Origin of the sequence: Novosphingobium sp. ZW T3_23 (genome assembly GCF_044987305.1) — a bacterium.
Lineage (GTDB): Bacteria > Pseudomonadota > Alphaproteobacteria > Sphingomonadales > Sphingomonadaceae > Novosphingobium.
In genome coordinates, this window is sequence record NZ_JBJDRF010000112.1 from 1 (window position 1) to 4,507 (window position 4,507).

The window sequence follows — 4,507 nt, forward strand, 5'->3', positions numbered from 1 at the left end:
TACTCCAACACCGCCACCGACCACGATGACAGGGAAGCCTTCCGTCAGCACCAGTTTCGCTGCGTCGGGAACGGTCGCGGAGGTGGCTTACGATGTGGGCCGTGCGCGGCCCGCTTCGGGCAGCGGCGCGACCGGCGCCAGTCTGGCCTACGATGCCACCACCGACAGCTTCACGCTGAACGATGGCAACCGGACGTCGACATTCGCGCCCGAAGACGTGACCATCGGCGGAGCAAACCTCTTCCGATATGAAAGGGCAGAGGGCAGCACCACGACCCGACTGGACCTGAACTGGGGCATGCGATCCGAATGGACCACCGCTCCGCAATACGTGGCGCTGGGCCAGTTGATCTCCAAAAACGTGAACCCGGCCACGGGCATCGACAGCTACCGCTCGGTGGACTTCGTCTTCGGTCTGCCCAGCGATGCTGCCGCCGTGCCCGTCACCGGGAGCGCGACATATGCACTCTCTTTCAGCGGCACCCGTTCCTCTGCGGCCACGCCGCACCTTTTGACCATGCAGGGCGGAGGCGTGGCGCTGGTGGACTTCGCTACGGGACAGCTCGATATCACCGGGACGACCGCCTCGTTCAATTTCGAAGGTCCGGGCATCCTGGGCATCGAGAGCAAGGGCGAGGTGCAGGCGCGCGCGGCGATCGCTGCGGGTGAAAACCGCTTCACCGGCACCTTCGAGGCGAAGGCAGGTGCTTCCGACACCTATACGGGAAGCCTTGAAGGGGCCTTTTTCGGTCCCTCCGGAGAGGATATAGGCGGCGCCCTGCTCGGCGCTGCGGGCCCCCTGTACTACAGCCTCGCCTTCGCCGGCTATGGCTTGGGCAAAGTCGACGCGGACGATACGCTGGAGAGCCTCCAGGGAACGACCCGGCTGCGCACCGTGCGGACCTCGCCTAGCCTGCCCGCCGATGCCATCACCGAACAGTGGCGCGACGCCATCATCTACAATGCCGACACCGGCACCTACACCGTTGCAGGCAAGGTGGCACAAATCGGTTTCGGCTTCCCCTTCGGTCCCTGGTTTAGCCCCTCCGTCTCGTTCGGCGCCGCCAACCGCACCCACGAGAGGGATGCCGGGGACTTCCATGCCTACGGAGCCGCTCAGGCAACGATCGACGGGAAGGTCCAGTACACGATCGGGATGTTCGACGGCGAGAGCCACGGCATCGAATTGAGCTACGCCAGCTTCATGCGCGTTGCCGCCACGCATTCGGATATCGACGGCAAGGTCGATGGCGAAAGCCTGGAATATATCGGTTTCGGCAACTTCACCCCGCCCGACCAGTTGCCCCGCAGCGGCAGCGCGGTCTATGCAGGCCGCCTGTTCGGCGACATCCACGACGATACGAAATCGCTCGCGGCGCTGATCGGCCGCTCGGATCTCTCGGTAAACTTCGCGGCGGGGACACTCGCCGCCAGCCTGTTCCCCGAGCGGGTCGGCGCCGACGGTTCGACGGCCGCGCTGGGCCGGTACGACTTCAACGGCTCCGTCGATGCCTACGCCTCCGCGTTCGTGGGCAAATGGAACGCCGGGACCGGAGATATCGCAGGACGCTTCTATGGCGACAAGGCGCAGGAATACGCCGCCGTCTTCAACATCGCCGATCCGGCGGTCGGCAAGATGACCGGCGTGGCCATCGGCAAACAAGATGTTCCCTGAGGCGGAGACTGGCGCCTTATCGCTGCAGGAACAATTCGACCGTGACCGACAGTTCCAAATCGTTGAGCCTGTCGTCGGGTATGGCATGGCAGGCATCGCCCTTGGCGCCGTTGTCTCAACCACCGGTCCACCAAAATCGGTCGTCCTCATCGCGACACGTGAACGGCGTGAATTTGGTCGATTGCCCCGCTCTATTTAAACGTTGCGATAGACTAGTTCAGGAAAACCGAGGGACGTGCGCTGCGATGCCTGTCCTGCACGTGGACGGCGTAAAGGGGGAAAGCGGGGCGGTACCAATCTGGTAACAGGTGAACCAGTTTCCCTTCGTCGATGGCGCACTGCACCAAGCACGACCGATATCTCTGGGTAGCGTCAATGAAAATCCGAAAGCGCAGGGATCGGGATATGCCGCGCGATGGATGAAGGCACGTCGCCCCTCAGCGAGGCGTGAGCCGGGCACAGGGAAGTGAGCCCGTAATATTGGAGCAACTGGATGCGTTCCTGATGGCAGCCGTGGATGCATCACTGGCAGCGCAGAATGCCGCACTGGCCGCCGAATCCATCGGCCTCGGCGTCGTTTTCCTGGGAGTGCTGCGCAATGCGGCACGGGAGGTGGCCGAGATCGTCGGACTTCCGCCTCATGCCTTCTTCACCTTCGGCATGGCGGTGGACGGCCCGACCCGGATCGCGTCAGCGCGCCTCGCCCGCGATTGCCGCAATCCGTGATGCTGCACATGAACCGCTATGGCGATACTGCCCATGGCCCGGCGCTGGAAGGCTATGAGGAAGCGTACAGCCGCTTTCGCGAAAGCCAGGGCATGCGTCCCAAGAGCTGGCAGAATGCCGTGCATGAATCTGCCACCAGCTTGGCCTATCTTGGCGGTCGTAAACAGCTGCATCAGATGGTAAAGGAGCGAGGCTTCCAACTTCGTTAAGCGGGGCGGCCCTATGGACTGGAGTAAACGGCAGCTCCCGGAATGGGCGGCCGTTCACCTCGGGATCGATGAACGGCACATGTTGGTCGCGTCTGGCCGGAATAGCTGCCGGTCCGCACCTGGAGACAAGAAATTAGATGCTGAGAGTCTGAAATGGGTCGGTTTTTCCGGGCGCCGAACGCCGCGTCGTGGGACAAACTTGCCGTTCAAAATGGCGGTCGTGAACGGCAAGTTTCGGATATAATCTGCCGTTCTCGGCACAACAATTCAGCTCGGATACGAGCATGATTGACTGATAGGAGAGTCGCACCTTTTCCTTCGTTCAGATCGGGAAAATTGCATTCTCCGACATGCACTCAGCCGGCGATAATCTGTGGCGGCCATTTCGTCTGCTCTCGGCGTCCGAAGGACCGCCACCGCCAAAAGTTCACGAGCCGGGGTGGATGGATTCCAGATCCTTCAAACGCTTCAACGCATCCGTCTGCCGAAGTAGAGAATAGCCGATCCCGGCAGCGTTGAGGGAGCTGCCTTCCTGATAAGGGAAGTCCGCAAAATCATGGAAGAATTCCTTAATCTTCCCTTGTACGGGAACGAGCAGCCACATCTGCTGAGCAAAGAACTTGGTCGCCTCTCCGCCTTCGGTCGCGCCCCTTTCGTACGGGTCCATCCGAAGGTTGCTGATCATCGCCCAGTTGGTGACCTTGCGCGTGCCAAAGGCAATGTTGCCATCGACCTGCGCAAAACTCACTTTCCAGTCCTGAACCCGTACTGCATTCAGGTTGCCGGATTGTTCGAAGTAAAAAATTGAATCGCGAGGACCTTTGTCACTCTCCCCTCGGAAGTAAGGGCCAAAATCGTGGCCATCGAGGTGAACCTTGAATGTCTTTCCGCCCGCCTCGTGCCCTGCTCGCATCTTCGAGACGATGTCACCCGCTCCGGCTGCGGCGCTAAGCGTCGGGAACCAGTCGATCAGCGAAATGATCTCGTTGCTCTCCGTGCCCGGCTTGATGACACCCGGCCAGCGGGCCAGCATCGGAATGCGCAGGCCGCCCTCCCATGTTGTTCCCTTTTCGCCATGGAACGGCATCATCGCGCCGTCCGGCCAAAGCGCGATCTCGGCACCGTTGTCCGTCGTGTAAACGACGATCGTGTTGTCGGCGATGCCCAGCTCTTCAAGCTGGTCGAGCAATTGACCCACATGGCCATCATGCTCCGCCATACCGTCGGCATGGATGCCCTTGCCGGTCACGCCAACGGATTCTTCCTTGAGATGGGTAAATACGTGCATGCGCGTCGTGTTCATCCAGACGAAGAACGGTTTGTCGTTCTTGACCGCCCGACCGATGAAGTCCTGCGCGCCGGCCAGAAACTCCTCATCCACGGTCGGCATGCGCGCCGTGTTCAGTGGGCCAGTATCCTCGATCTTCTGCGTACCGTCTGGTTGCGCCCAACTGTGGATGACGCCGCGCGGACCATATTTCTTTTTGAACTCCGGGTCCTTGGGGTAGAAGTAGCCCTCCGGCTCCTCTTCGGCATTGAGATGATAGAGATTGCCGAAAAATTCGTCGAATCCGTGGTTCGTCGGCAGATGCTCGTCGCGATCGCCGAGGTGGTTCTTGCCGAACTGGCCGGTCATATACCCTGCTTCCTTCAGAACATCCGCAATGGTCGGCATCCAGTCGGTAATTCCGTGCGGATCGCCAGGCATGCCAATCGTCAGCAGTCCGGTGCGGAACGGTTCCTGCCCCAGGATGAAGGACGCGCGGCCAGCCGTGCAGCTTTGCTGGCCGTATGAGTCCGTGAAAATCACACCTTCATTGGCGATACGATCGATGTTGGGTGTGCGATAGCCCATCAGGCCGCGCGTATAGGCGCTGATCTGGGACTGACCGATATC

At 60.9% G+C, this 4,507-nt stretch carries 4 protein-coding genes; 3 read left to right on the plus strand and 1 reads right to left on the minus strand.

Annotated features, from left to right (window positions below; translation table 11 throughout):
- From ACI3K3_RS25390 to ACI3K3_RS25400, 3 genes are all read left to right on the plus strand, one after another.
- Positions 1 to 1,675 (plus strand): transferrin-binding protein-like solute binding protein (locus ACI3K3_RS25390; protein ID WP_404918851.1); only part of this gene is annotated, 1,675 nt, incomplete at its 5' end.
- Positions 1,676 to 2,179: 504 nt separating this feature from the next.
- Positions 2,180 to 2,401: a nitroreductase family protein gene (locus tag ACI3K3_RS25395; RefSeq protein WP_404918853.1), complete on the plus strand. Its 222-nt coding sequence runs from the start codon at positions 2,180 to 2,182 to the stop codon at positions 2,399 to 2,401.
- Entirely contained in the window at positions 2,401 to 2,610 is a 210-nt protein-coding gene (locus ACI3K3_RS25400; RefSeq protein WP_404918855.1) for a hypothetical protein, read from the plus strand. Before ACI3K3_RS25395 ends, ACI3K3_RS25400 begins: the two co-directional genes overlap by 1 nt.
- Before the next feature lie 427 nt (positions 2,611 to 3,037).
- On the opposite strand, the gene ACI3K3_RS25405 is transcribed toward ACI3K3_RS25400, so the two are convergent.
- Positions 3,038 to 4,507, minus strand: a 1,470-nt coding sequence (locus tag ACI3K3_RS25405; RefSeq protein ID WP_404918857.1) for an arylsulfatase, incomplete at its 5' end; no start/stop codon positions are given.